A 2708-nucleotide genomic window follows, 5' to 3' on the forward strand; every position below is an offset into this window, starting at 1 on the left:
ACCAGTCGGCCACGACCGCCGGGTCGTCCAACACCACCACCGGCGCCGCGTCCTCCAACAGCAACGCCACCCGCCCCGCCGGATACCCCGGATCCACCGGCAAATACGCCGCACCCGCCTTCAACACCCCCCACAACGCCACCATCAACTCAACACCCCGCTCCAACACCACCGCCACCACCGACTCCGGCCCCACACCCTCCGCGACCAGGCGACGCGCCAACCGGGTCGCGCGGGCGTCCAACTCCGCATACGACACCTCAACGCCCTCGAACACCACCGCGACAGCCTCCGGGGTCCGACGCGCCTGCGCCTCGAACAATTCGGGCAACGACGCCGACGCCACCTCCACCGCCGTGTCATTCCACCCGGCAAGCACCCGATCCCGCTCATCGGCGTCCAGGACATCCACTCGATGCAGGGCGATGTCCGGCGCGCTGTCAAGGGTCGCGGCGAGGGCGGCCACCGTGTTCTCCACGGCTGTGTACACCAGGCGGGCGACCAAGCGCGCGTCGATGGGCTCCACCGCAAGAATGCTCAAGCTCAGCCCGTTGTCGCCCAGGTCGTTCACCGACACCGTCAACGGATAGTTGGTCCTGTCACGGAGGAAGACACTCCGGATGCCCTCGGGTTGCTGAGAGGTATCCGTCTCCTGGCTGGCATGTCGGTAGTTGAACAGGGACGTGAACAAGGGCGTGTTACCCACGATCCCACTGGCCTGCTGGGCGACTGCGAGGGGCGCATGCTCGTGCTCCAGCAGTCCCGCCAACTGGGCCCGCATCTGCTCAACAGCAGCGCGCACCCCGGTCTGACCAGCGTGCATCCGCACCGGCAAGGTGTTGAAGAACGGGCCCATCACCCGATCGGCATCGGTTCCGGCATTCATCCGGCCGAACAGCACCGTGCCGAACACCACGTCATCGCGGTTGGACAACACGCTTAGCACCCGCGCCCACGCCACGTGCAGCACCGTCGCGGGGCTCACACCCAGCCGCCGCGCCACGTCGCGCAACTCGACCGCCACCTGGCCGGGGACGGGCAGCAGTTCGGAAACCACATCGGAGCCGTCGCCGCGCACGTCGAGCAGTCCGAACGGCGCGGTCGGCTCGGTCACGTCGCCGAGCAGGTCCGCGAAGAATCGCTCGTGCTCGGATCGGTCGACTCCCCTGGCCTGCGCCACGAAGTTGCGGAACGGCGCGGCCGGGGTCAATGCCCCCGTCTGCCCGGACAGCACGGCCCGCAGCTCCTGCAACAGGACGTCCATGCCCAGGTGGTCCTGGACCATGTGATGCATCCGCACCACACCCAGCCACTCACCGCCGTCCAGCTCGGCGATATGCAGGTCCATCAGCGGGGCCCGGGAAAGGTCCATCACCGAGCCTGCCGCATCCAGCAGTGCTGCCGTCTGATCGGCCTCGGCCGAATCCAGCGTGTGTTCCCGCGCGGGCAGGGCAGCCTGACGCCATACCGCTTGGACGGGTTCGCGGAGTCCTTCCCAGACCATGCCCGTGCGGTAGATGTCGTGGCGGTCGACGACCTGTTGCAGTGCCTGGGTGAACTCGTCCAAGCGGGCCCGGGACTCGAATTCCACCACGCGCATGGTGACGTAGACATCCCCACCACTACCGGCGAGGAGATGGTGGAAGAGCAGGCCCTCCTGAAGCGGGGCCAGCGGGTAGATGTCGGCCACGTTGGCCGCGCCGCCCTCAACGGACGCGATCACCCGGTCGATCTCGGACTGGGTGAGGTCCACCAGCGGCAGCAAGTCCGGGGTGATGCGCTCAGCGTCGGCCGGGATCAGGTTGTCGGGAACCTCCACCGACACCGCCCCAGCCGCCCGCGCCAACCCCGCCGGAGTCGGCGTCTGGAACAACGCCCGCACCGACACCGACACCCCGCGTGCCCGCAGCCGCTCCACCAGCGACACCGCCAGCAGGGAGTGCCCGCCGAGGCGGAAGAAGTCGTCTTCCACCCCGACCGAGTTCACACCAAGAACCTCGGCGAAAACCGCGCACAACACCTCTTCGCGCACCGTGGCCGGCCCACGGCCTTCGCCCCCGGTGTACTCCGGTGCAGGTAAGGCTCGACGGTCCAGCTTGCCGTTGGCCGTCAACGGCAACTCCGGCAACACCACCACCGCTGAAGGCACCATGTACTCCGGCAACCGCCCACCAACAAACTCCCGCGCCCCCTCCGGGTCGACCGGCTCGCCGCCCTCGGCAGACACGATGTAGGCGACCAGGCGTTTGTCGCCCGGGGCGTCCTCGCGGGCGATGACCGCCGCCTGCGCCACGTCCGGGTGGGCCAGCAGCGCGGCCTCGACCTCACCCGGCTCGATCCGGAACCCGCGGACCTTCACCTGCTCATCCGCACGCCCCGCGAACACCAACTGCCCATCCGCCGTCCACCGCGCCAGATCCCCCGTGCGATACATCCGCTCACCCGCACCGAACGGACACCCCACAAACCGCTCCGCCGTCAGCCCAGGGCGACCCACATACCCGCGCGCCAACCCCGCACCCGCGATGTACAACTCGCCCGCCACCCCGACCGGCACCGGCGCGAGCGCCTCGTCCAGCACGAACAGACGGGTATTGGCGATCGGACGACCAAACGGCACCACCCCAGGCCGCTCCGCGTCCACCGTCGCGGCAGCCACCATCACCGCCGCCTCCGTCGGCCCATAGGTATTCACCAGACACCGACCC

1 protein-coding gene is annotated in these 2708 nt (G+C 69.0%); it reads right to left on the reverse strand.

From position 1 onward, the window contains the following. Positions 1–2695: condensation domain-containing protein (locus tag ETD83_RS41075; RefSeq protein ID WP_268920545.1), on the reverse strand; the 2695-nt coding region annotated here is incomplete at its 3' end. Positions 2696–2708 lie beyond the last annotated feature (13 nt).

Source organism: Actinomadura soli (genome assembly GCF_005889715.1).
In the GTDB taxonomy this organism is placed as follows: domain Bacteria; phylum Actinomycetota; class Actinomycetes; order Streptosporangiales; family Streptosporangiaceae; genus Spirillospora; species Spirillospora soli.